Genomic DNA, 24,948 nt, shown 5'->3' on the forward strand with positions numbered 1-24,948 from the left:
TAATTCTATCATAACAACACTAGGAAGTTTAACCTTGCGCTACTTTTTTTAGCTTCTCTTTCTCTTTCTCTTTCTCTTTCTCTTCTTCTATTAAAGTTCTTCTTAAAATTTTCCCGACGGCTGTTTTTGGCAGCTCTTTTCTAAATTCATAAATTCTTGGTACTTTAAAAGCAGCTAAATTTTCACGACAGAACTTGTTTAACTCTTCTTCTGTCACTTCAAATCCCTCTTTTAATACGATATATGCCTTTACTGTTTCTCCACGATATACATCTGGGACTCCCGCTACGACACATTCTTGAATCGCGGGATGTTCGTAAAGCACTTCTTCCACATCTCGTGGATAAATATTATACCCACCTGCGATAATCATATCTTTTTTCCGGTCTACAACATAAAAGTAACCGCTTTCATCCATGTATCCTAAATCACCTGTAAGTAACCATCCGTCACGCATCGTCATTTCTGTTTCTTCCGGACGATTCCAGTAGCCTTTCATGACTTGAGGACCTTTCACTACTATTTCTCCAATCTCCCCCGGAGGAAGTGGAGTTGTTGACTCCAAACTAAAAATAGCTGCATCCGTATCTGGCCAAGGAATACCAACAGATCCCTTCACACGGTTGTCACTATAGATTAAATTTGCAAGCGCTACAGGGGAAGTTTCCGTCAATCCATACCCTTCTACTAATCTACCACCTGTGACTTGTTCAAACTTTTCCTGCACTTCTACAGGTAGCGCAGCTGATCCGCTTAAACAAGCTACGATAGAAGACAAATCATATTTTTTTACATCTGGATGATTTAATATGCCAATGTAGATGGTTGGTGCACCAGGAAATAGTGTTGGCTTTTGCTTATCAATCGTTTTCAGTGCTGTTTCTATATCAAACTTTGGCAATAATATCATTCTATTCCCTAACATGACAGCTAGTATTAATACGGTTGTCATCCCATACACATGGAAAAACGGCAAAATCCCGAGTATACTTTCTTCACCTTTTTTACATTTATATAGCCATGCATCGCACATAGATGCATTCGATATTAAGTTTTTATGCGTGAGCATAACCCCTTTTGGAAATCCTGTAGTTCCGCCTGTATATTGTAAAAGTGCAATATCTTCTTCAAAATCAAAAGGCATTTCTATCGGATTTGCTTTTGCTACTTTCATAATTTCAGGAAATAAATGATTCATGCCACGATGTTCTACCTTCACACTGAATCCATATTGTTTCTTTTGGATGAAAGGATACACTAAGTTTTTAGGAAAAGGTAAATAATCTTTAATGCCCGTCAGAATAATATTTTCAAGCTGCGTCTCTTTTATTACTTTAGAAATACGTGGATATAAAATATCTAATGCTAAAATTACTTTCGCACCAGAATCTTTCATTTGATAAGAGATTTCTCGTTCTGTATATAATGGATTTGTTTGCACTACTATTGCCCCAGCATATAAAGCTCCGTAATATCCAATAACTCCTTGTGGACAGTTTGGTAGCATGATCGCCACTCTGTCACCTTTTTGAACGCCAACCATTTGTAAATAATTAGCGAATTTTAAGGAAGATTCATAGAGTTCTTTGTACGTTACATCTCTTCCCATGAAATGTATGGCTATTTTTTCTGGGAACTTGTTATATGTTCTTGTTAAATATTCTTGTACTGGAATAGATTCATAGGAAAGCATATGTGGGATTTCAGGTGGATATTGAGAAAGCCAAACTTTTTCTGTCAATTTTTTTACCCCCTACCTTCATAATAGTTAGAACATTCACACTTTCATTATAAAGAAAGATGAATGACAATTCAATTTATTTAATCTAATGCGCCTTGGCGTATTTGCGCCCGGATTTTTATCGAGTTCGCTCGATAAATTCCTCTAAAAAATCTGTGGCATCCGCCGGAGGCTTAACTTTATTCAGCAGGGGTTTGTGGACCCCGCTCAATTGTATGCATGCGTGCATTCATCTCACCACTTATAGAAGTGGCAGACTTCTGCTGAATGAAGTTAAATATAAAAAAAGAGACTGTTGTGATTTACTTTTTCTCAACAGTCTCTAAAATGAGCTGTTCACTCATTCTATTAAATCGTAACTATATATATTATTCCGATAAGGACAAAAAGTATGCCTACAGCAATTAAAACTTTTGACAATTTTTCCATTACAATCGCTCCTATGAAATACTTGCACCTATAACAAATGATAAGCCCACGGAAATAATAAGGGAAATAAATCCGACAGAGCGATTATCTTTTTCTATCTCCTGATCCACATTAAAACTTGGCGTTAAAAATTCAAATAGCCAATACGCTATGATGAGTAGAGTAAAGCCGAATAATCCCCAACCAATCATTTGGAATAAGGAATTATTATGTTCTATGGAATATTTAAAAATATTACTTACCCCAAAAATCTTTCCACCAGTGGCCATAGCAACAGCGACATTGCCTTTTTTAATTTCTTCCCAGTTTTTATACTTCGTGACAAGTTCAAATATAACCATGGAAACAACTAAACATAATATAACTACACTAAAATAACCAGCTGACTCCACAAGTGGGTTTGCCCAAAAACTAGAAAGCAACATGCTAAAAACCCCTTTAAATTTTTCTTACTATACGTGCGACTAGATAAAAAGTTTCAAATTCTTTTTACCTATTTTAGTTCGACAACCGTAACACCGTGACCGCCTTCTCCTGCTTCGCCAAAACGGAAGTTTTTCACACGAGAATGGTTTTTCAAATACTGCTGAATCGCTTGTCTTAATACGCCTGTTCCTTTTCCGTGAATGATAGAAACGCGTGGATAGTTTGCTAAGATAGCGTCGTCTAAATATTTTTCTGTTCGAATTAGCGCATCTTCGTATCGCTCTCCGCGAAGGTCAAGTTCTAGCTTCACATGAGAATCCCTGCCGCGAACTGCATTGACCGAAACGGTTTGTTTTTGTTTCTCTGGTTTAATATATTCTAAATCGGCTTCGTCCAATTTCATTTTTAACATACCAATTTGAACCGACCATTCAGACTTCGAAAGTTTCTCTAATAATGTCCCTTTTTGTCCAAAACTTAGTACTTTTACTTCGTCCCCAGCTTTCAACTCTTTTGCAAGCTCGTTTAATTTCTTTTGTTTTTTTAATACAGGATTCGTTGGAAGAGCTGCATCCAAACGTTTTTTAGCATCGATTAGTTCATGGTCTTTTACTAATTTATGTGTATTTGCTTGCATTTTGCGAAGATCACTAATGATTTCATCTGCTTCCAGTCTAGCGTCTTCAATAATTTTTTTTGCTTTATCTTTTGCTTTTTGTTCTAATTGCTCTTTCTTTTGTTCCAGTTCTGCAAGTCTTTGTTCGAGATCCACTTTGACTTGTTTCGCTTCTTCTAGTTTTTCTTCCGTTTCTTCCGCATCTTTTTCGGCTTGTCTTCTACTAGCTTCTAAAGAAGCAATCATTGAATTGACTTCCCCACGATCCGCTCCAGTGTATGTTTGTGCTTGTGAAATAATATACCCTGGTAGACCAAGGCGCTCGGAAATTTCAAAAGCATTACTACGTCCAGGAACTCCTATAAGCAATTTATAAGTTGGACTTAATGTTTCGACATCGAACTCAACACTTGCATTTGCAACACCTGGGCGATTATAGCCATATGCTTTGAGTTCCGGATAATGGGTTGTAGCCATCACTCGTGCGCCGGTTCCATGCACTGCATCCAAAATAGAAATAGCAAGTGCCGCTCCTTCTTGTGGATCGGTACCAGCGCCAAGCTCATCAAAAATGATTAATGATTTTTCATCATATTTTTTCAAAATATCTACAATATTAACCATATGGGATGAAAAAGTACTCAAGCTTTGCTCAATCGATTGTTCATCTCCAATATCTGCAAATACCGATTCAAATAGTGCTACTTCCGATCCGTCTAATGCCGGAATCGGAATACCACTTTGCGCCATTAATGTACAAAGTCCCACCGTTTTTAGTGTTACCGTTTTACCACCTGTATTCGGACCTGTAATGACGATAGCCGTAATCTCTTTCCCAAATTCGATCGTATTCGTGACCGCAGTGTCTAGCGGGATAAGTGGGTGTCTTGCTTTTACTAGACGAATATACCCGTCATTATTAATAATTGGCATCGTACATTTCTCTGCTTGTCCATATTTAGCTTTTGCTAAAATAACGTCAATTTCCCCTAAAATATTAACTAATAGGAAGATGTCATGCCCGACTAGTTCTACTTCTGCTGTTAATTTGATCAGAATGCGTTCGATTTCTTCTTGTTCTTTTACTTTTAAGCTACGGATTTCATTATTTATTTGTACGACTGCTGACGGTTCGATAAATAAAGTTTGACCAGAAGACGATTGATCGTGGATAATTCCACCATAATGACTGCGGTATTCTGATTTCACCGGGATTACATAACGATCATTCCGAATCGTAATAATGGAATCCGAAAGCATTTTAGATGCATTAGCGCCTCTTGTATAGCTTTCGAGCTTTTCTCGCACACGACTCACTTGAATACGCAATTGTTGACGAATGGAACGTAGTGTACTACTTGCACTGTCTAGTACTGCTCCGTTTTCATCGATACAATCATTTATCTCATGTTCAAGCGCCGTTAATATCGGCATTGCTTCTTTTTTTGCTAGAAAATGAGGAATTGCTACATCTTCTGACTCCGCAACATTTTCTAAAAATTGACGCAAAATTTTACTAGCACGAATTGTACTTGCCGTTTCCATTAATTCGATCGGACTTAACATACCACCAATTTGTGCTCGTTTTGCATGGGGGCGAATATCTGTAATGCCACCCATTGGTACATTGCCGCGTAAACGAAGGATTGACAACCCCTCATCCATTTCTTCCAAAAGCTTCGTGACTTCTGCAAAATCGACAGAAGGTACTAGTTTGTCTATATGGCTTTTCCCAACAGAAGAAGTACAATATTTCGCCACTTCTTCTCGTATTTTATAATATTCTAACGTTTTCAGTGCTCTTTCAGCTATCACTGTGGCACCTCCTCATTATTTCTTAACAAACTGTTTAAACTGTTCTAACGTCCACGTGTTTACAACTGACTCTTTGTGCAGCCATGCTTTTTGTGCATAACGCACACCGATATCCATATATTTTAGTTGATTGATATGATGGGCATCCGTATTGATTGCAATTGGTACGCCTTTTTCTTGTGCTAGTTTTAAATATTCTGTTTGCAAATCCAATCTATATGGGTTTGCATTTAATTCAAGCATTTTACCGTATTCTTTTGCCCATTCGATTAATGTTGGCACATCTGGATTATATCCATTTCGTTGTTCAATAATTCGCCCTGTTGGGTGCGCAATCATATGGACAAATGGATTTTTGACTGCATTATATAATCGTTCCATAATTTTTTCTTGGGGTTGACTAAAACTGGAATGGATAGAAGCAATAACAAAATCTATTTCCTTTAATAAGTCATCATCAAAATCGAGCGATCCATCTGGAAGTATATCCATTTCGGTTCCTGCGAAAATTTCGATATCTGCGTATTGATTATTTAATTCGCGAATTGTCTCGATTTGCTTTAACAAACGTTCTTTTGACAATCCATTCGCTACTTTTAAATAGTCAGAGTGATCTGTTATAACGATATGCGAATATCCTTTAGCACGACTAGCTTCCACCATTTCTTCGATAGAATGTGCACCATCCGACCAAGTAGAGTGCATATGGAAATCGCCTTTTATATCCTCTAGCGTTACGAGTAATGGCAATTGGTCCAATTTCCAAAACTCCGAGCCATCCTCTCGAACAGAAGGCGGAATAAATGGTAAGTCGAAATAAGCATAAAATTCCGCTTCAGAGTTAAAATGCTGCATAGACCCATCTTCTAGTTCTACACCGTACTCACTTATTTTCTTTCCTTGCTCTTTTGCAATTTGTCGCATCTTTATATTATGATCTTTCGAGCCAGTAAAATGATTTAATGCAGATGCATATTGATGTAATTCGACTAAACGGAAATCGACGTCAATCTCATGTTCCCCATCAAGTGTAACAGAAACTTTAGTATCTCCTGCAGCAATTACTTTTAACACTGGTAGTTCGTTTAATAGTGCTTCTCGGACTTCTTGTGGGGACTTTGTAGCGATGATAAAGTCAATATCTTTACTCGCTTCTTTGACTCTTCGATATGATCCAGCAACCGAATATTTTTCAACCGTTGGAATAGTAGCAAGTTTGCTTTCAATCATATCGACAATTGGTTCCAGCTGCCAAACTGCTGTACGTTCCGGTTTAGATTGTAAATTTTCAATTTCCGCAAGAATTTTCAGTTCCGTTTTTGCCGCAAATCCCGCTAACGTTTGTATTTGCCCTGCTTCACAAGCTAATTTTAACGCATCTATTGAATCGATTTGTAATTCTTTGTATAACTTTGCAATTTTTTTGCCGCCTAGACCTGGTATTTTCAACATTGGAAGCAAGCCACTAGGTACTGTATGTTGAAGCTCCACTAGTAGAGAGGACACTCCCGTATTTAGTAAATCTTCAATAACTGAACCGGTTGCAGCACCGATTCCTTTTAGCGACAATATATTATCCATCTCAGTTAAGCTTCGTGCATCCAGTTCTAATACTTGTGCTGCTTTTCGGAAAGCAGACACTTTGAAAGGATTTTCCCCTTGTAATTCCATATACAATGCAATTTTTTCTAATGTGTTAATGATTGTTTTTTTATCCATGACAATAGCTCCTTTTGAAAATCTGTGATATCCGTCGGAAGTTTTTTATTTCATGTAAAAGAGGTTTATCCCTATACCCGGGTGAAGTAAAAAACTTCCCTCTACTGAGAGAAGTCACTTTTCTATATAGATATACCACCAATTCTTCACTAGTTCCGATAAAATCGGCGTATGTTCCAACATCCATCCGGTTAAAATGGAATTCGATATTAAATTTTGAATAAAATCGATTGGTAAAAGGGCAAATACGTATAGTAAAACAAATACGATAAAGTAAAATTCGATAAAACCTAATATGGCACCAACAAGATTACTTACAAAGCCGAGTATAGGCAAATACTTTAAGAAATCAAACATAGATGCGATCAACTGAAGGGCGAATTTCACAGCTATAAAAATAAGTACGAAAGCAATCACTCGATAAAAAGTTTGGTCTAATTCCAAATTGTCCACTGCAATTGTTAACTTATAACTAGCAGTTACCGCTGGAAATGGAATCCATAGAACAAATTTGTCCGCAAGTGGTTTATAATAAGTGTACGCAACAATAAGCGCGACGATAAAACCAGTCATATGAATAAGTTGGACAATTAGCCCACGCTTTGCTCCGGTGATCAAACCGGCTACTAATAAGATTAATATAAGAATATCAAACATTTTTTCAGTCCTTTAATTTTTTCAATTCTGTTTCTAGTATTTCTAATTGCTCTTTTACTTTTATGTAATCGTTTACGGCATTCACAGCAGTAAGTACCGCAAGTTTTGGAATATCTAGCTGACTATTATGTGCATGTATCTCTCGCATTTTGTCATCTACCATGGACGCTACAAGTCGCATATGACCAGTAGTTTCGGAGCCTACCATATTATAAGTTTGCCCATATATATCAACAGAAATTCTCGTTTTTTGCTGTTCTGACAAAGCCATACCCTCCCCGCAAAAATCCTAATTACAATAATAACACGAAATAGATTACGATGTGAAGGAAGGAACAACCGAATGTCAAACGAAGTATTATTGATGAAACCTGATGAAATTGAAAAAGTAAAAGCGCATTATGCTAAATATAAAGTAGATAGATCTGCTCCTGGAGTTGTTTTCGCTGCAAAGTTAGCAGATACTGCTGTGACCATCTATAAATCTGGCAAAGTGATGTTTCAAGGAAATGGAGCAGCAAGAGAAGCTTCACAATGGGGTGGAATATCGAATCAACAAGTGAAAAAAGTGGTCAGTGGAAATACAAAAGGAGATACATTGCCAGAGAACTTTGCTTCTCTTTCGGTCATTGGTTCGGATGAAACTGGTACTGGGGACTATTTTGGTCCAATTACAGTAGCCGCTTGCTTCGTCCCTCAAGACCAAGTCGAGCTGGTGAGAGAACTTGGTGTAAAAGATTCCAAAATGCTGACAGATGATATTATGCGCAAGATGGCTCCCGATTTAATGGCAACCTTGCAACATAATGTACTCGTATTGAAAAATGAAAAGTATAATGACATACAAAGTCGCGGATGGTCCCAAGGGAAAATAAAAGCACTTATGCATAATCAGGCGCTTAAACAAGTGTTGAAAAAAATGGCACCAGAAAAACCAGCCTATATATTGATTGACCAATTTGCAGAGCGTGGCATTTACTATAATCATATTAAAGCCGAAAAAGAAATTATACGTGAAAATGTGTTGTTTTCTACAAAAGCCGAGCAGCTACATGTTTCTGTTGCAGCAGCATCCATTATTGCAAGATATGCATTCTTAAAAGAAATGGACCGTCTGACTGAAATAGCGGGTACGACGATTCCGAAAGGGGCGAGTAGCAAAGTCGATGAAATTGCTGCTAAAATTTATTTAAAGCATGGAGAAGCATTTTTAAAATCCATTACAAAATGGCATTTCGCGAATACTGGGAAAGCGATGAAGCTTGCGAATAAGAGAAGGTCTTAACTGGTAGAGTCGATATTTTTTTTCAATATATGGTTAAGAGCAACTGAATGTACCACGAGGTCAACCATTTTGGTGATGAAAGCAATTAAATCTTCTTTAAAAGCAACTATTTTAATATTAAAGCAACCAATTCTCCACTGAGAGCAACCGACTAGAAAAACCTAAAGGAAAATGACTAAATTTCCTTTAGGTTTTCAATTACCATTTAAATCGTCCTTCTTTCGGCATGATTTATCACTCTTTGTATGAGCGCTTCTACTGTTTCATTTTTAGCAAGAGTTGGACTTTGACCTGACCAAAGCGACATGAAGTCTTTATTATTTTGTGAAGATGAAGCTTTACGAATCGTTTGAGTGAGGCTATTTTGAACCGGGAACATAAGTATTTCTGCTTCATGCTCTTGCATTTCAATAGTAAATTTATTTTGAATTCCCCTCGCCCATTTACCAGAAAAAGCACGAGTTAACGTGGTATCTTCATCTTTCGCATGTAGAATTGCTTCTTTGTGAACTGGATGTGCTCCACTTTCTACACATGTTAAAAAAGCAGTACCCATTTGAACAGCTTTTGCTCCTAAAGATATAGAAGCAAGTAACCCTCTTCCGTCCATTATGCCCCCCGCCGCAATTACTGGAATAGATACATGGTCCACAACTTGGGGAACTAACGACATTAAACCAATTAAGCTATCCTCATGGTTGCTTATAAAGTTCCCTCTGTGCCCTCCCGCTTCACTTCCTTGCACAACAACAGCATCCATTCCTAGCTTCTCAATTGCCATTGCCTCTACAACCGTTGTAGCAGTTCCGATTAAAATGATCCCATCTTGCTTTAACTGTGAAATTATTTCAATAGAAGGTACACCGAAAGTAAAGGAACAAATTGGAACCTTTTCTTCGATAATAACTTGAATTTGCTCATTGTATGCTTGAACAGCTTTTTCCATACTAGGTAATGTATTATTCTCATTTTCTATTTTTAACGGTGAACGAAATTTATATAATAAGTTGGTTGCTTTTTCAATATCTTCATCATTTACTTCAAATTTGCTTGGCACAAATAAATTAACCCCGAAGGTATTTGCTGTGAGTTGCTTTACCTCTCTAATTTGTTCGCGCAATTGGGTAGGACTTAAATAGCCTGCTCCAATCATCCCAAGCGCACCGTTATTCGAAACAGCAGCTACTAATGCCGAAGTTGTAATCCCTCCAGCCATTGGCGCTTGGATGATTGGGTAATCTATTTGTAGTAAGTTCGTCAAATTGTTTGTTAACATATTTACCTCCATTGTTAGTATTGACCTTCAATCTTATAGTTGAGATTCTAACAGTTCTTTATGAATCTTTGAAAGATGGAGCAGATGAAACTCTTCTGCCTTCCTAAACACTCTTATTCCACACCCCCTATTTTCTTCGTTCATTTCCACGTTTAAAGTTCCCAGTGATTTTCGCTAATATTAATTGCTCTTCTTTTTCGTCTTCTGCTTCTTCTATTCTTTCTAAAAATTTTTCTGCCTCTTTGCCTTTTAAAATTTTCACACGTTTTCCGTGAAATTCTATGAAAACTGAACCATCTTTAGTAATTTCATAACTAAAAGGGTTTTCATCCAAACGTTTTCTCTTGTCGATATTACCCATCTGGAGACCTCCATATTTTTTCTTATTATCATTTTTCTCTATAGCGATGGATTTTTCCTCTTATCTATTCTATAAGTTAATCAAATATGTTATTATAACCCTTCTGAATATTTTATTAACTACCATAGTCAGATACAATTAAAGGAATTATTTTCGTTCTACGTAAGGAGAATTTATTTGAAAGTACAAGTATTATTAAAAGGGTATAATTTTTTATTTTTCGGTTTACTTGCACTCTTTATTCCTTTTTTACCAGTATATTTAGGAGAACAAGGTTTATCCACTAGTGAAATAGGTCTAATTATTGGTACTGGGGGCTTTGTGACACTAATTGCCCAACCATTATGGGGATTAATAAGTGATAAGACGAAAACCATTCGTAAGGTTATGCTATTACTCGTTTTCTTCACTGCAGTTTCGGGTTACTTTTTATTTAACGTAAATAGCTATGTATTACTCGTTGTTTTTGCATTGTCCGTTTATTTTTTCCTCATGCCACTTGACCCGCTTACGGAGAGCTTGAATTTCACGGTTTCGGAAATGGCGCGCATCAGCTATGGTTCCATTCGCACATATGGGGCACTCGGCTATGCAGTTTTATCATTAATCGCTGGGTTTGCTATGGATTATTTCGGGATGGGTAGCATCTCTATATTATTTGTTATGTTGGGGCTTATATCATTCGGCATTATTTGGTTTATGCCAAATGTACAAGCTTCATCAAAACCAATCACCATGGCTGGACTGAAACAAGTATTAAAAAATAAAGAAATGCTTTTATTTTTAGTATTGATTTTTATTAGTTCAGTGCCAGCACGTATGAATGATACATTTTTAGGGATTCACATGCTAGCACTTGGAGGAGACACTACTTTAGTAGGAATCACCTTTTTCATAGCTGCCACTAGTGAAATCGTTATTTTTGCATTAAGTTTTTGGTGGCTTCGTAAAGGGAAAGAGCTTGAGATGATAACGATCGCGACGTTTTTCTACTTCATACGCTTCATAGCATCTGCTTTTGTCACAAGTCCAATTGCGCTGGTCGTAGTTCAACTATTGCAAATGGTTACATTCCCTATTTTCTATACTGCTGCAATCCAATATTTATACCGAATAATGCCGAAAGAATGGAGAGCTACTGGACAAACTGTTCTTGCTCTTTTGTTCTTTGGACTGTCTGGTATTGTCGCATCATATGCCGGTGGTTATATATACCATGAACTAGGCGGCCATGCGTTTTACTTCATTATTTCGATTATGTCATTTATTGGAGTTTTGTTCGGTATTTTCTTGATTATTCGTAAACATAAAAAGTTAATATGAATATAAATGGAACTCTGCATAAAAAAATTGCCGAGTTCCTTTTTTATGTCCTTTTACATTATTAAAAGTCATGACTAACTATTTAAAATTTTCTTATTTCTAATCGTAAATCAAATTATTTCATAGTATAATAGATTAAAGAATACAGAAAACGCTTTCAATTTTTGTGATTTTATGAGGAGGATAAAAATGGAACTAGTTCTCAATCAAAGACAGGAACAAAGTTTAACGATGACTTTTCAATTAAGGCAAGCCATTGAATTATTACAATACTCCACTTATGATCTTTACGAATATATAAAGGAAAAAGAATTAGAAAACCCACTCATTGAACTAGAAGAACATTCAAAAGATATTTCATTTGAAGGAAAGTCCACTGGAAAAGCAACATCTGCTAGTTCCAATGATCAACTTATAGACTTTGTAAGAAGTCGGGAAATATGTATCAGGGAAAAGTTATTTAAAGAAGCCAAGTTGCTATTTAAACTGAAAGAAGATCAGCAACTTCTTCATTATATTATTTATAATTTAGACGACAGTGGCTATTTTCGTTTACAAGATTATGACCATTATGAAGAGGCAGCTATCGAAAAAGGAATTCATCTTCTACAACAAATTGGACCTGTCGGAATTGGGGCCAGAAGTTTACGAGAATGCTTACTTTTACAAGTAACATATGAATTTCCAGAAGAAAAATTAGTCAAAATCTTAATCGAAAATCACTTAGATTTATTAGCAAATAGAAAATGGAACGAAATTGCTCGTTGTATGAAAATTTCAATGGTTGAAATAAAGGAACTAAATGATTTTATTCAAACACTTAACCCGAAACCATTTTTTGGTATTTCCGATGAATCTGTGGAGTATTTAAACCCAGATATCATCGTAGAATATAAAGAAGGTGATCTCTCTTATTATATAAATGACGGATACTTACCTGAAATTCATTTTAATAATGATTATGCGGGATTACTTAAAGAAAAGGATGAAACATCTAAATACATAAACAATCAGTATACACAGTATAAATGGTTGTTAAGTAGCATTGAGCAGCGACGTTCTACAATATTAAAAATAGTAAAAGTATTACTAGAAAAACAAAAGGACTTTTTCAAGGAAGGATTTTCAGCTCTTAAACCACTAACCTTAAAAGAAGTGGCCACTGAAATTGATATGCATGAATCTACAGTAAGTCGAGCAACGATGCACAAAGTAATCCAAACACCACGAGGCTCATTTGATCTAAGGTTATTGTTTACATCAAAATTGGAAACGTCAGACGGAAGTTCCATTTCTCAAACAGAAGTAAAAGAACTTTTAGCCAGTTTTATAAAAAGTGAAAACAAAACGAAACCTTTTTCCGATCAAAAAATAGCTGATTATTTTAATACTGAAAAAGGAATTAACATTTCAAGACGAACGATAAGTAAGTATAGAGAAGAACTCAATATACCATCTTCTAGTTTGCGAAAAGAGATAAGTATTTAAGTCTCATAAAGAAAGGACAACGGATTTTACTTCGTTGTCCTTTCTTTTCATTTGTGAACACTTTTTAAATTAGTGTTTATTTCAAATCGTCTGATCGTAAAATATATTGTGCCAGTTCCTCCATCTGATCCGAAATTGCTCGGTCACCTTCTAAAGGAGGGCATATTTTCCTTACTTTTTCCAAATAATCTCTCGTTGCTGGTGCCAATTGATTTTCAGCCTTTTCCAAGTAGATTGCTTGAGAAGCGCATATTAACTCAATCGCTATTACCCGTGCACTATTATGAATAATTTCTCTTGCTTGGCGAGATCCAATCGTTCCCATACTAACATGGTCTTCTTGGTTTGCAGATGTAGGAATTGAGTCTACACTCGCTGGATGCGCAAGTACTTTGTTCTCAGAAACAAGTGCAGCTGCTGCATATTGCGCTACCATTAAACCACATTCTAAGCCCGGGTCTACCGCTAAGAAAGGTGATAATCCACTTAATTGTGGATTGACAAGTCTTTCCGTTCTACGTTCCGATATATTTGCCCATTCTGCTGCACCTACTTTCAAGAAATCCATTGCTAGAGCAATCGGTTGACCATGGAAATGTCCACCAGAAATAATTTCCCCACTTTCTAAAATAATTGGGTTATCTGTCGCCGAGTTAATTTCAATTTTCAGTCTATCTTCAACATAATTAAACGCTTGCCAAGAAGCTCCATGTACTTGTGGTATACAACGAATAGAATAGGCATCTTGCATTCGGATTTCTCCTTGGTGTGTAATCCGTTTACTTCCTTCCAACCAACCTCTCATTCTTGAAGCCACGAATTCCAATTCAGGATGCGGACGCACAGCCAATAGTTCGCTGTCAAAGGCTGAAATAATTCCTTGTAACGCTTCCATCGTTAAACACGCTGCCATATCAGCAGCTAAGCCAACACGCTCTGCTTCATTTAGCGACACTACCCCAACTGCTGACATTGCCTGTGTTCCGTTGATCAAGGCAAGACCTTCTTTTGCTTCTAGTGAAACTGGAGTTAACCCAGCGCGTTTAAGTGCTTCGCCGCCAGAAAGTATCTCACCTTCGTACTCTGCTTTCCCTTCACCAATTAATACGATGGCAATATGTGATAAAGGTGCTAAATCACCACTCGCACCGACGGATCCTTTACATGGAACAACAGGATGAACTCCTTTATTAATCATCTCTACTAATAATTGAAGTGTACCTTCTTTAATACCGGAGAATCCTTTCGCTAGTGCATTGGCACGAAGCACCATCATCGCCCTTACAACCGCTTTTGGTAAAGGATCACCAACCCCTACAGCATCAGCTCGAAGTAAGTTTAATTGCAACTTGGCAATGTCTTCTTTGTCAATCTCAATATCACTTAATTTTCCGAACCCAGTATTTACTCCGTAGATGACCTTGCCGTCTCTAAGTTGCTTTTCAATTCGTTCTCTACTTGCACGTACTCTTATTAAATCTGTTTCAGGTACTACTACTTTTGCAGTTCCATAAACAACTTGTTCTATTTTATGTCTATCTAACGTATTCCCATCTAATTCTACCAAAGTGGTTACTCCCGGTCTTTCTAGCTCAATCGTTTTTTCATTTTTCATCTATATTCACTCCTTCTAATCGTTAAGCTTGTTTATGAGTTTCATACCATTGTTCAATTAGCGCTACTGTAAGTTTGCCTGTGTTTATCAAATTTTCTATACTAATACATTCTCTAAACGAATGAATATTTTGGAAACCATTCCCTAATGTTAAACATGTCAAACCATTTTCATTCAATACATTTGTATCTGCTCCACCAAGAGTTTCTGTAAGGTACGGCTTTACATTTATATTGAGAGAAGCCGATTCAACGGTTTTTGTTAATACATGGTCTTTCGGAATATCAAATCCACTATATTTCTTTTCAATTCTTATATGAACGGTACCGCCATTATTCTCTGCGGCTTTTTGCATTGCTTCTTCCATATGTTTTAACTGTAGTTCCAATTTTTCTTTTGAAAAGCTGCGAACTTCACCAGCTACTGTTACTGAACCAGGTATGATTGATGTTAACTCGCCACCTTCTAAAATCCCTATATTTGCGAGTGTCTCTTCATCAATCGTGCCGAGTTTCATGTTCAACAATCCTTCTGCTGCAATAAGAAATGCACTATTCCCTTCTTCTGCATTCAACGCGATATGTGCTGCTTTTCCTTGAACTTCCATCCAAATTCGACTACTATAAGGGCCTTTTAATATTATTTGCCCTACATCTCCGCTACTATCAAAAATATAGCCTACTTTACTTTTTGCCTTACTGTAATCCATATACGTAGCTCCAATAAGGCCCGGCTGTTCGTTTACCGTTAATATTAGCTCAATCGGACCATGTGGAACACCACTTTCAGTAATTGCACGAACACCTTCTAAATAAGCCGCCAAAGCTGCCCGGTCATCAGCTCCTAATATTGTCGTGCCATCGGAATAAATGACACCATCTTTAATAACTGGCTGTAGTTTTTCAGTAGGTAATACCGTATCCATATGAGTGGAGAAAAATAATGGCGGTATCGATGAATCTGTCCCTTCTTTCCATGCTATCAAATTACCAACTTCACCATTAAAGTTTTTATGTGCATTATCAAATTCAAGTGTAAAACCAAGTTCAGTTAAAGCCTTTACTAAATAATCAGCTACCGGTTGTTCCTTCATACTCGGTCCATTTATTTTCGCGAGATCCAAAAATAGATTTAGTAAACGTTCCTCATTTACTTGTTCCACAGCAGTAGAAGTGGACAATTGATTTTTTGACATTAGAATTCCTCCTATTTTTGATTTTACCTTCTAACTACAACTTTTCCATCTTTAATAACTGTTTCTACTATATTTGTCCCTAGTTCATATGCAACATGCTTATACGTGGGTATATCCCAAATCTGCAAATCTGCTAGTTTACCAGTTTGAATAACTCCACGATCATCTAAATTAAGGGCACGGGCCCCACCGTATGTTGCCGCTTTAATCGCTTCTTCTACTGTGAATTTATACAATCGGCAAGCAAGATTAATAACAAACTGCATAGACTCCGTGTAACATGCCGGACAAAGATCTGTTGCGAGTGCTATATTCATACCTAAGTCGAGCATTTTTCTTGCTTCAAAGGGTTGCTTATGTCCAACTGCAAAATCAAGTGCTGGCATTAATACACCAGTTACTTCCGACTTTGCTAGCTTCTCCATCACATCTTTAGGTGTAAAATTCAGATGATCTACTGAAACCATGTTCATCTCCACCGCTAGATCAGAACCACCAATATATGAATATGCATCCGCATGTAATTTCGGTTTCATACCATGTTGCAATCCTGCTTGTAAGATTTTCTTAGAGTCTTCTGCTGTAAAATATCCTTCATCACACCAAGCATCACAAAATTCCGCAAGTTTTAACTCACCAACTTTTGGAATCATTTCATTTATAATGATTTCTAAATACTCATTTTTTGTCATACCTTCGGGGATACCATGGGCACCTAAAAATGTATTTAGAACATCCACTGGTGTTTCCTTATTAAGCCTTCTTCCTACTTCAAGGATTTTAATTTCACTTTCCGTCGTCAAACCATATCCACTTTTACTTTCGATAGTCGTGATTCCATAATCTAACATTGATAACATTCTTTTTTTGGCTTGTTGAAATAATTCTTCTTCCGAAGCATGACGTGTTAGCTCAATCGTTCTGTTCGGACCAGTTGTAATTCCGAGTTCTTTTAAGTTTTCGGCAATATCCCCTGCTAGTTTTGCTGCATATTCTTCCACTCGTGATCCATTAAAAACAAGATGTGTATGACAATCGACAAACCCCGGTGCAACAACTTTTCCAGAAGCATTAATCTTAACCGAATTGTCTATGTCAAATTGGTTGTTTATCTCTTCTTCAGATCCAACCCCCACAATTTTGTCTTTTTTAATAGCTATCCAAGCATTTTGAATAACTCCAATTTCTTGCATACTGTTTCCAGTGCAGGTAATTACTTCCGTTGCGCTACAAATGACTAAATCTACTTTTGTTTTAACTTTCGTTTCTGTGTTCATTCAAATACCTCCATAAAAAATATTCAGTGACCTATTTGATCAACAGTGCGTATTAACTCTCAAAGGAACAAAAATGTAAGTGGTGTAACGATAATTAGTGTCAACACCGTTCTTATAAACCAGATTGTCAGTATATGACTCATTTTGATCGGTATTTCCGTAGAAAGAATGCAAGGTATCAACGCTGAAAAGAAGAGTATGGTTGAAATAGATAGAGAGCCAATAATGAATCTAGTTTCTAAACTTGCTTGCAACACTACTAGCGACGGTAAGAACATATCTATCAAGTTAATAGCCGCAGCTTTTGCCGCGAGAAATGGTTCCGGAATTTGAAGTACCCATGTTAATGGATAAAAAATATAACCAAGATAATCAAATACTGGTGTCTGATTGGCCAAGATTAAACCTAATAACCCAATGGACATAATGGATGGTAAAATACCCATGGCCATCACTAATCCATCTTTAACGTTTACAAATATATTTTCTTTCAACTTTGGTGCATTATGAGCCGTAGTCATAGCTTGCTCCCACGCATGCCTTATACGATTTTCCTTAATAATTTCTTCCGGAAATCCTTCTTCAGTATAATAATCATCACTTATTTTATTAATCGGCCAGATCCTCACAGTAATAGCTGTCACGACAAAGGTAACTAAAAAAGTAAGCCAAAAATACAAATTCCAAATATGCATTATATCCAGAGTCTTAGCTACGACAATCATAAATGTCGCTGACACAGTAGAAAATCCTGTTGCAATGATGATTGCTTCTCTTTTCGTATACTTTCCTTCTTTATAAATCCGGTTTGTGATTAATAAACCTATCGAATAACTACCTACAAAAGAGGCAACTGCATCAATAGCCGATCTTCCTGGAGTTCGCCAAACTGGCCGCATAATCGGTTGCATGAAAATACCGATAAATTCAAGTAACCCATATCCGACAAGCATTGCTAGAAAAATCGCTCCAATTGGAACTAGAACCCCAATAGGAATAAGTAAACTATAGTACCAATAAGGTCCCATATCCTCTGCCATTAACCATGCTGGACCGATTTCAAACAGTACTAAAAATGCTGCAATGGCACCCAATACTTTGAAACCAGATAGCACCATCTCAACTTTACTTTTTCGCCAAGTTTTTGTGTAAAATGGGTAAACCGCTCCTAATAGGACAAGAATCATCGCATAGTATGCACTCGCAGTACTCGACAATGATCGAAGCCACGTAACTAGATGATCTAATGGAATAGAACTTTTGTCGTTTAATTCAATAGGAATAAAAAACATAAAGATACCAATTGCACTGAAAAAGAAAAATCTGAAAATATTTCGAAACTGGTAAATACTTCTATCTTCTCTAGCGGCTATTGGAGAATTATCAATTGTATCTTGAAGATTATTCATATTTTCACCCCATAGATTGTATTAGCTAATTTAGAAAGAGTGTACGCATTTCCTTGTTTTTGAATAGTTAAACTTAAAATCTATAAAACCTTACTTAAAAAGGATTTTGTTCGATCATGTTGCGGGTTTTCAAAAAGTTGTTTTGGTTCATTTTCTTCCACAATGTAACCCCCGTCCATAAACAAAACACGATCACCGACTTCTCGTGCAAAACCCATTTCATGAGTCACAACTACCATCGTCATTCCTTCAAGTGCTAATTGTTTCATAACTTCTAGTACTTCACCAACCATCTCTGGGTCAAGTGCTGAGGTTGGTTCATCAAAAAGCATAATTTTTGGCTCCATTGCAAGCGCTCTAGCAATTGCAACACGTTGCTTTTGTCCTCCTGATAAGGAATCTGGGTACGCATCTGCCTTCTCTTTCAATCCCACTTTTCGAAGAAGCTCTAAACCTTTTTCTCTAGCCTCTTCCGCAGATAACTTTCTTACTCTCATTGGGGCAAGCATAATATTATCAATCACGGTTTTATGTGGAAATAAATTAAATTGCTGAAAAACCATGCCTACCTCGGTTCTTACTTTATTAATATCTGTTTTCTTATCTGTAATATCAACACCTTCAATCGTAACGTGACCTGCTGTAATGGATTCAAGTAAATTAAGACATCGTAAGAAAGTAGACTTTCCTGATCCAGAAGGGCCAATAACTACTACTACTTCTTTTGGATTTATGAATGCGTTAATGTCCTTTAATACTTCGTTACTCCCAAATGATTTTTTCAAATTTTTTACTTCTATCATTCTGTCGCTAACCTTCTTTCAAGACGATTTAATAAGTAGCTTAAAGAGGTAGTTAACACTAAATAGATAAGTGCAGCTGTGAGATATGGTTCCCATACTCGGAAATACTGGCTTCCTAATGCCCGCCCATAATACATAAGTTCAGGAGCGGCCACGAGAGATGCCAGTGAAGATTCTTTTATAAGAACGATGAATTCGTTCCCAAGGGGAGGAATCATCCTTTTAAAGGCCTGAGGCAAAATAACATCTTTCATCGATTGAACATGATTCATACCTAAAGAACGGGCTGCTTCCATTTGTCCCTTATCAATGGACTGTATGCCAGCCCTAAAAATTTCTGATATATACGCACCAGCAATCAAGGAAAGTGCGATAATGCTTGCAAGTATCCCATTTGTATTTCCAGTTAACAAGGGCACTACACCAAAATGAATTAATAGTAATTGCACGTATAGTGGGGTTCCACGAAAAAAAGTAATATAACAACTACAAAGAAACGCAATCGGCTTATTTCGCGTCATTTTCCCTAAACCAATTAATAATCCTAGTACTGTTCCAATCAAAATCCCAACCAATGATAACCCGATTGTTAGTAATGTCCCTTTTACAAAGAATGGAATATATTCTACTAAGATATCAAATCTAAAATCCATTGATTTCCCCCCTTATGTAAACCAAAATTGCGTAACTACTTATTAGGAGTTACGCAACTTGATTTATTCACTTACTCCTGTTCTGCTAGTATCGTTTCTACATCAGGTTCAGCACCAAACCACTCTTCGTAAATTTTTGCATAAGTACCATTTTTCAGTACTTCAGTAACAGCTACATCAAAATCCGCTTTAAGAGCGCTACCTTTTGGAAACATTAGCCCATAAAATTCTTTTTCAAAACCTTCTTCATCTTTAATTATGGATAATTTTTTATCGGGATTGTTTTTTGCATATTCTTGAACAACTGCATTGTCGGCTACAACAGCATCTGCTCCGCCACTCAACATCTCCAAAATAGCTAGATTATTATTATCGAATTTCTTAATATCTTTATGGTTTTTGCCAAGAATACCCTCAACCGCTTCCTGACCTGTAGTACCACCTAGTACTGCTACAACTTTGCCCTTTAAATCAGCAGCACTTTTAATATCACTACCTTCTGGTACCAAAATTTCATTTGTTGATAAATAGTATGGAACTGAAAAATCATACGTCTGTTTACGTTCGTCATTTATCGTAATTGCACATATACCTAAATCTGAAAGCTTATCTTTCACTTCGACAAATAATGGATCCCATCCAACATGTACAAGTTCAATTTCGTAACCCGCTTCTGCTGCAACCGCATTCATAAAGTCGACATCAAAACCTTTCATTTTCCCTTGATCTAAGTAAACAAATGGTGCATAGTTTGCTTCTGTCGCGATTTTTAGTTTTTTCTTTTCGTTATTTGCTCCATCGGCTTCAACGCTAGTACCATCTGAACCACAGGCTGCTAGGATTAGAGAGAAGATCATGACAATGATTAGAAGAGAAAACTTTTTCATTCAATTGTCCCCTTATATTTAATAGTTTTCGATCATCATACTGTTTGTGAGCCATTAAAAAAGGTAGAGAAAATAATATCTGCATGTTCTCTACCTTTCCATTTTACCTACTTACGCATTGACTTCTTTCTTCACGTCTTTTGGTCCAAATGTCGCTTCTGGTTTCCACCATAATGGAATTTTAATACTTTCATTCGTTAATTTCCCTTTACCGTTCGCAACATCTTGTGCAGTTTCGTACCCCGCTTGCGCATGACGTACAACCCCAATTCCAGAATCTACTGTCATTGCTACTTCAAGTCTCATATCAGATTCAGCTGTACCATCTGCCACCATCGTCACACCTGTGTGTACTGCTTCTCCCATTGAATAGTTTGCTTGAATAGCGATTAAATCACACATACCAACTGCGTTTAGAAGACCATTCAACATTGGCCAATCAGAGATTAAGTCACTACCATCTTTCATATTCTCTGATTCAAATGTTGGGTTTACGATTGATCCAGAGTCCAAGTTGTCACGAGAGAATGCAACCGGTCCAGATAGTTCTCCACGGCGAATCATGTCATTTACTTCTAGTGCAAATGCTTTACGTTGGCCGAATCCCATATAACAAATACGTGCAGGTAATGCTTCAATTGGAATATGCTTTTTCGCTAATTTGATCCAGCGTGTAACGAGTTTATCATCGCTAAATTTTTCTAAAATCATATCGTCAATTTTACGTAAATCTTCCGCATCTCCAGATAAGCAAACCCAACGGAACGGTCCGCGTCCTTCACAGAATAGTGGTCGGATATATTCTGCTACGAAACCAGGAAGACGTTTTGCTTCTTTTTCATCCATCCCTGCATCAATACATTCTTTACGATGGCTTGTGCCGTACTCAAACGAATGAACACCTAAATCCATGAATTTGATTAATGCCTTTAATTCACGAACCATTGTTTCACGCGCTTTTTCCAAGTACAATTCACGATTTGTATCACGAAGCTCTTCTGCTTCTTGCACTGTGTAACCCGCAGGTAAATATGAAATAGGGTCATGACCAGGTGTCATGGATGTGGAAATGTCAGGTAGCCACCCTTTTTCAAGCACTTCTTCATAAATGTCTGCAGCATTACCTACAACAGCAATACCAAGTGGTTTTCCAGCTGCCGCATATTCTTTTGCTTTTGCGATTGCTTCATCTAGCGAATTAGCTAACTCATCGATGAATCCTTTTTCAATACGACGTTGAATGATTTCGACATTTGAGTCACAAAGAATTGCCACACCGCCGTGCATCGTCATCGCGCGTGTTTGGTTTCCGCCCATTCCCCCTGCACCCGCAGTTAAAAGGATCTTTCCAACAAGCGAGTCATTATAATGCAAGCGTGCGATGGCAGAAAGGGTTTCAAAAGTACCTTGAATAACACCTTGCGTTCCAATGTACTCCCATGGAGCAGCAGTATAGTTTGCATAAATAGTTAAGTTTTTATCTTGTAAATCATAGAACGTAGGCCAATCTGCTTTCATAATATTCGTTGTCGCCATTACTACTGTTGGCGCATATTTATGGGTTTTAAAGATTGCAACTGGCATTCCAGATTGAACTACAAGTGTTTCATCATCCTCTAATTCTTTTAAAGATTTCACAATTGCGTGGTAAGATTCCCAGTTACGAGCGGCTTTTCCGATACCACCGTAGATTACAAGCTCTTCCGGTTTCTCGGCATTTTCCATATTGTTCTCTAACATTCGTAAAATCGATTCTTGTCTCCAACCTTTACAACGTAACTCTGGTCCTCTTTGTGCTTTTACGGAATATAAAATTTCTGGTGTTGTCATCGATAATTCCCCCTAAAATAATATGATTGGTTTTCACACTTTTCTATATTGCAAGTGCCGTGCCAAAGTTATTAATTTTAGTAACTAGTTTCTTAATTATCTAGATAACATTGTAGAATCAATGATTCTATTTATTTTTTATCTTCATTAAAAATATCAAACTTGAATTTATAACAATAATTTGCGCAGATATTTTATATGTATTTCTAAAATACATATAAATAAATCCTATATCTCTATTAAACAAAGCTTTCTATATGGGGCAGATAACTTTTGCATGCAGACTATTCTAAATCATCGGAATTATGATACACTATTAATAACTTTATAGTTGAAAGGGGTAAAAGTACTTTGGCTGTTTCTTCACTTGGTTCGATTATAAGAAGTTTTGTAGATGGGGTCATTGCTTTAAACGAAAATTATGAAATTCTGTGGCATGATTTAAAAGATGATATTCCTTTAGAAGTTTCAGTAGGCACTCAAATATCAGATATCATTGCCTGTGATAATAGATTATTGATCAATAACAAAACATTTCCCCTTGATATTAATGAGAGACATTTTTCGGTAGAAGTGAAAGTTTTTACGGAGGATCATTCTTATATTTTCCTATGCTTAAGAGATTTGAGAACTGAAATGATGGATACGGCAGAAAGACTATATTGTTTGGAAAAAATAATCGATTCTCTCGATGAGGGAGTAATGATGAGTAATTCTGAAGGAGAAATTATTTTATATAATCAAGCGCAGGAAAAAATGGAAGGCTTAACTAGCAAGGATATTATAGGTAAACATTTATGGTCCGTCTACAATTACAATCCACAGTATTCAGAGCACAGACATACGTTTAAAACAGGTAAACCAATTTACTCAAGGTATCGGGCCCATTCTACAGTAAACGGGATACCGAAATATGTGAACTATAGTACATTTCCAATTCAAAAAGATGGTAAAACTATCTCTGTTTTTTCATTAAGTACCAATGAATCAAAACTAAAAGATCGGCTTCATCAAACAATCGAGCTAAGAAGGCAGTCAAATGTAACAACTCACGAAAAAGTCAACTCAAAGAACGGAACAATTTTTACCTTTAATGATATCAAGGGAAAAAGTTTGGCACTTTTAGAGCTCATTAAAGAGGCCCAAAATGTTGCCATACATAATGCGGACACATTAATTGTAGGGGAAACGGGTACAGGAAAAGAGCTATTCGCACAAAGTATGCATAATCATAGTCCAAGAGCAAATAAACCATTCGTTGCAATCAACTGTGCTGCAATCCCGGAAAACTTATTGGAAAGTACATTGTTCGGCACTATCAAAGGCGCTTATACTGGAGCAACAGATCAAATTGGGCTATTCGAGTACGCTCAAGATGGCACCTTGTTCTTGGATGAAATTAACTCCATGCCTATGACATTGCAGTCAAAACTAATGAGAATATTACAGGAGCGATTCGTACGAAGAGTAGGTTCTAATGAAGTATCTCCTGTAAAGTGTACAGTCATTAGCGCTTGTAACGAAGATCCAGAAAAACTTATTGCCGAAAATAAAATGCGACTCGACTTGTTTTATCGGATTGCTCACACTAGTCTTTATATCCCACCTCTAAGGGAACGGACAGAAGATGTACATTTTTTTATTAACTACTTCCTCATGACTTATCAAACAAAGTTATCCAAAGAAGTTCCACAGCTTTCAGAGACGTTGCAAAAAAGTTTGCTCAAATATCCTTGGCCCGGCAATATACGTGAACTAGAACATTTAATCGAAAACCTCATTATCCGTGTACCAGAAAATGCAGAAGCTATTAATATGGAGCATTTACCATCCTATATGCGCGGTAAAATAATTACAGTGTTTCAAACAACTACATCCGAACAAGGAAACGTAATGCAAAGACCCCTTAAGAAAATCTTCAATAACACAGAAAAACAGTTAATAGAAACAACCTTGAAACTTACAAACTGGAATGTTTCACAAGCCGCCCAAAAATTAGGCATCACTCGACAAAGTCTGCAATATCATATAAAAAAACATGCCATTGAAAAACCTATAATTTAAATTTTAAAAAGCTTCCCTGTGTCAGACGAAATTTAAAAACAATTCAGAACAGCGTCCTATTTGCGTCTAACACAGGGAT

The 24,948-nt window shown here is 36.7% G+C and carries 20 protein-coding genes; 4 read left to right on the forward strand and 16 right to left on the reverse strand.

The window, feature by feature from the left end; translation table 11 throughout:
• Positions 1–28: 28 nt before the first annotated feature.
• The 6 genes from FG383_RS07745 to zapA all read right to left on the reverse strand — a co-directional run bounded on the left by FG383_RS07745 (position 29) and on the right by zapA (position 7,668).
• The gene (locus tag FG383_RS07745) at positions 29–1,741 is read right to left on the reverse strand and encodes a long-chain-fatty-acid--CoA ligase (RefSeq protein ID WP_142606597.1); all 1,713 of its coding nucleotides are present in this window, start codon (positions 1,739–1,741) and stop codon (positions 29–31) included.
• A gap of 440 nt (positions 1,742–2,181) precedes the next feature.
• Positions 2,182–2,595, reverse strand: a complete 414-nt coding sequence (locus FG383_RS07750) for a DUF350 domain-containing protein (protein WP_142606598.1) — start codon at positions 2,593–2,595, stop codon at positions 2,182–2,184.
• A 68-nt stretch (positions 2,596–2,663) separates the two neighbouring features.
• Positions 2,664–5,027 (reverse strand): endonuclease MutS2, encoded by a 2,364-nt coding sequence (locus tag FG383_RS07755; RefSeq protein WP_142606600.1) that lies wholly within the window; start codon positions 5,025–5,027, stop codon positions 2,664–2,666.
• A 15-nt stretch (positions 5,028–5,042) separates the two neighbouring features.
• Positions 5,043–6,746, reverse strand: a complete 1,704-nt coding sequence (gene polX, locus FG383_RS07760) for a DNA polymerase/3'-5' exonuclease PolX (RefSeq protein WP_142606602.1) — start codon at positions 6,744–6,746, stop codon at positions 5,043–5,045.
• Positions 6,747–6,860: 114 nt separating this feature from the next.
• Entirely contained in the window at positions 6,861–7,403 is a 543-nt protein-coding gene (locus FG383_RS07765) for a CvpA family protein (RefSeq protein ID WP_142606604.1), read from the reverse strand.
• A gap of 4 nt (positions 7,404–7,407) precedes the next feature.
• A complete protein-coding gene (gene zapA / locus FG383_RS07770; protein ID WP_142606606.1) occupies positions 7,408–7,668 on the reverse strand; it encodes a cell division protein ZapA in 261 nt (86 codons plus the stop codon).
• Positions 7,669–7,746: 78 nt separating this feature from the next.
• On the opposite strand from zapA, the gene rnhC reads away from it, so the two are divergent.
• Positions 7,747–8,688 (forward strand): ribonuclease HIII, encoded by a 942-nt coding sequence (rnhC, locus tag FG383_RS07775; protein WP_142606608.1) that lies wholly within the window; start codon positions 7,747–7,749, stop codon positions 8,686–8,688.
• Positions 8,689–8,893: 205 nt separating this feature from the next.
• On the opposite strand, the gene FG383_RS07780 is transcribed toward rnhC, so the two are convergent.
• Both FG383_RS07780 and FG383_RS07785 read right to left on the reverse strand, forming a co-directional pair.
• The gene (locus FG383_RS07780; protein WP_142606610.1) at positions 8,894–9,964 is read right to left on the reverse strand and encodes an NAD(P)H-dependent flavin oxidoreductase; all 1,071 of its coding nucleotides are present in this window, start codon (positions 9,962–9,964) and stop codon (positions 8,894–8,896) included.
• 127 nt (positions 9,965–10,091) lie between these two features.
• Positions 10,092–10,325 carry a hypothetical protein gene (locus FG383_RS07785; RefSeq protein WP_142606612.1) on the reverse strand — a complete coding sequence of 78 codons (234 nt, stop codon included), beginning with the start codon at positions 10,323–10,325 and terminating at the stop codon, positions 10,092–10,094.
• A gap of 177 nt (positions 10,326–10,502) precedes the next feature.
• On the opposite strand from FG383_RS07785, the gene FG383_RS07790 reads away from it, so the two are divergent.
• Complete coding sequence (locus tag FG383_RS07790; protein WP_142606614.1) at positions 10,503–11,648, forward strand: MFS transporter; 1,146 nt, start codon at positions 10,503–10,505, stop codon at positions 11,646–11,648.
• A gap of 189 nt (positions 11,649–11,837) precedes the next feature.
• On the forward strand, positions 11,838–13,136 hold the full coding sequence (gene rpoN / locus FG383_RS07795; RefSeq protein WP_142606615.1) for an RNA polymerase factor sigma-54: 1,299 nt from the start codon (positions 11,838–11,840) through the stop codon (positions 13,134–13,136).
• Between the two features lie 76 nt (positions 13,137–13,212).
• Here rpoN and hutH read toward each other — a convergent pair whose 3' ends face one another.
• From hutH to hutU, 8 genes are all read right to left on the reverse strand, one after another.
• Positions 13,213–14,751 (reverse strand): histidine ammonia-lyase, encoded by a 1,539-nt coding sequence (hutH, locus tag FG383_RS07800; protein ID WP_142606617.1) that lies wholly within the window; start codon positions 14,749–14,751, stop codon positions 13,213–13,215.
• 22 nt (positions 14,752–14,773) lie between these two features.
• Positions 14,774–15,946, reverse strand: a complete 1,173-nt coding sequence (locus tag FG383_RS07805; RefSeq protein WP_142606619.1) for a M20/M25/M40 family metallo-hydrolase — start codon at positions 15,944–15,946, stop codon at positions 14,774–14,776.
• A gap of 23 nt (positions 15,947–15,969) precedes the next feature.
• Positions 15,970–17,223 (reverse strand): imidazolonepropionase, encoded by a 1,254-nt coding sequence (hutI, locus tag FG383_RS07810; protein ID WP_142606620.1) that lies wholly within the window; start codon positions 17,221–17,223, stop codon positions 15,970–15,972.
• 59 nt (positions 17,224–17,282) lie between these two features.
• Positions 17,283–18,632, reverse strand: coding sequence for a YjiH family protein (locus FG383_RS07815; protein ID WP_142606622.1), 1,350 nt, complete (start codon positions 18,630–18,632; stop codon positions 17,283–17,285).
• An 80-nt stretch (positions 18,633–18,712) separates the two neighbouring features.
• Positions 18,713–19,435, reverse strand: coding sequence for an amino acid ABC transporter ATP-binding protein (locus tag FG383_RS07820; RefSeq protein WP_142606624.1), 723 nt, complete (start codon positions 19,433–19,435; stop codon positions 18,713–18,715).
• A complete protein-coding gene (locus tag FG383_RS07825) occupies positions 19,432–20,088 on the reverse strand; it encodes an amino acid ABC transporter permease (protein WP_142606626.1) in 657 nt (218 codons plus the stop codon). The genes FG383_RS07820 and FG383_RS07825 overlap by 4 nt, the downstream gene beginning before the upstream one ends.
• A 71-nt stretch (positions 20,089–20,159) precedes the next feature.
• A complete protein-coding gene (locus FG383_RS07830; RefSeq protein ID WP_142606628.1) occupies positions 20,160–20,975 on the reverse strand; it encodes a basic amino acid ABC transporter substrate-binding protein in 816 nt (271 codons plus the stop codon).
• Positions 20,976–21,086: 111 nt separating this feature from the next.
• The gene (gene hutU, locus FG383_RS07835; protein WP_142606630.1) at positions 21,087–22,805 is read right to left on the reverse strand and encodes a urocanate hydratase; all 1,719 of its coding nucleotides are present in this window, start codon (positions 22,803–22,805) and stop codon (positions 21,087–21,089) included.
• 351 nt (positions 22,806–23,156) lie between these two features.
• Here hutU and FG383_RS07840 point away from each other — a divergent pair, with 351 nt between their 5' ends.
• Entirely contained in the window at positions 23,157–24,869 is a 1,713-nt protein-coding gene (locus FG383_RS07840; protein WP_142606632.1) for a sigma-54 interaction domain-containing protein, read from the forward strand.
• The last annotated feature ends 79 nt before the right edge of the window (positions 24,870–24,948 follow it).

The sequence above is a fragment of the Psychrobacillus soli genome, from assembly GCF_006861775.1.
GTDB lineage: Bacteria > Bacillota > Bacilli > Bacillales_A > Planococcaceae > Psychrobacillus > Psychrobacillus soli.